Genomic DNA, 1,875 nt, shown 5'->3' with positions numbered 1-1,875 from the left:
CCTAACTGCACTTCAACAAATTCCACGGGGTCTTCGCCGATGTTGCGGATGCGGTGTTTAGCTCCGAGAGGAATCTTTACGTAGGATCCCGGGTTCACTGGGATTGTTGTATCATTCAGTACCACTTCGCCTTTACCTTGGGTGACTAACCAATGTTCCTCGCGTTGACTATGTGACTGATACGACAATTGCTGAGCCGGATTTACCGTAACGACTTTAGATTTAAAGATTTCTGTGTCTTTTAAAATTTCGAAACGACCCCAAGGACGCTCCTCAAAGACGTGGTCCTTGAGTAAAGAAGATTGGCGAAGTTTAAGAATATCTACGACATCCTTAACTCCTTGTGACGCTCCTTTTTTTGAAATTAAAAGGGCGTCGGCTGTGTCGACAACAATCATGTCCTCGACTTCCACGAAAGCATAAGTTTTTTTAAGAGAACTCTGCACGTAGTTGTGTTTGGAGCGAACTTCAATCTTATTGGTGGGATTGGCGCCACTGAGAATCTGGGATATCGCATCCCAGGAGCCCACGTCGTTCCAACCGATATCGCAAGGGATGCACGCCAACTCATCTGATAATAGTTTCTCCATAATCGCGTAATCGATGCTGATACTGTCCAAAGAAGAGTAAACTTCCTGGATATTACTGAGGTCCGTATTGAGCTTGTTAATGTCGGTCCACATCGACGGCTGATAGGTTCTAAAATAATCTGCCATGGCGCTCACTTTAAAAATGAAAATGCCTGCGTTCCAGTAGTAACCCTCCGATTTTATAAATTGAGTGGCCTTCTCAAGACTTGGTTTTTCGTGGAATTTGAGAACAGGATGGCTTACGAATTCTCCCTGCTGGGCGAGGAGATCTTTCCCAGTTTGAATGTAGCCATATCCTGTGGCAGGGTAATCCGGTTGAATTCCTAAAATAACCACTTTTCCTTTGAGGGCTTCTTCCTTGGCGAGATGAATCGCGGCGGTGAATTTCTCTTCATTTTCGATAATATGATCGGCAGGGAAGATTCCCGCCACACTATCCCCTTGGCCTCTGCGAAGAAGAAGAACGGTAAGTAGAGCTACGGCAGGTGCGGTATTTTTAGAAAGTGGCTCTAAGATAACGTTGTCGGTTTTAAGGCCGAGTTCGTTGAGATTTTTAACGGTAAGATCTTTTAGGGTTTGAGACGTTACCACATAGGGAGTGCCCCATTTGGCAAGGCGCGACAACGTCATAGAGTGCAAGCTTTGCTCGAAAATAGAGCAGAATTGCTTAGGAAGCTTAATACGAGAGAGTGGCCATAGGCGAGTCCCTGAGCCTCCTGACAATACCACTGGAATCATAAATTATTCTCCTTGAAGGGGAAAAAACATACTTATTGATTTTGCTAGGCCTATCAATAAATATTTCGCCTTTACGGTGTTTTGCGAAATAAGGATGGGGAATGAAGCCACGATTACAACTACAGGAATTCACCAGTCCACAGGTGTTCCGACTGAGCACTTCTAAGAAGGGTTACGGAGGTATCATCTACGAAAAAATGTTAGATGCGGTACTGAGTTCCCATTTTGACTATACGGTGGTTTCTTCCACCTTTGGGTTCAAAGGCATTTGGCGCCTTTTGGAAATGCCAAAATATCTTTTTCTCCAATGGAAATTCGCTAAAAAACCCCACGGCCTCCGTATTCGGAGCTTTCAATCAGCTCTATTTAATTTTAAAGGCCGAGGGATAAGTATCATTTACCACGTGGATTCTTCCGGAAGTGCATGGCTTCCTCGATTGTACCAAGATCTCACCGAGTGGGTTTTTAAAGCTGTGATTCGGAAGTCTGAGCACATTGTTGTTATTGCGAAGTACTGGCAAGATTATTTTCGGGAGCTCGGGTATAC

Annotated in this window: 2 protein-coding genes; one reads left to right on the top strand and one right to left on the bottom strand. The window is 44.5% G+C overall.

Annotation, left to right across the window (positions count from 1 at the left end):
• Window positions 1-1,328 (bottom strand): mannose-1-phosphate guanylyltransferase/mannose-6-phosphate isomerase (locus tag K2Q26_15000; protein ID MBY0316826.1); only part of this gene is annotated, 1,328 nt, incomplete at its 3' end.
• A gap of 101 nt (window positions 1,329-1,429) precedes the next feature.
• Between K2Q26_15000 and K2Q26_14995 the strand changes: the two genes are divergently transcribed.
• Window positions 1,430-1,875 (top strand): glycosyltransferase (locus K2Q26_14995; protein ID MBY0316825.1); only part of this gene is annotated, 446 nt, incomplete at its 3' end.

The organism is Bdellovibrionales bacterium (genome assembly GCA_019750295.1).
In the GTDB taxonomy this organism is placed as follows: domain Bacteria; phylum Bdellovibrionota; class Bdellovibrionia; order Bdellovibrionales; family JAGQZY01; genus JAIEOS01.
This window is presented reverse-complemented; position numbering and strand designations above follow the sequence as displayed.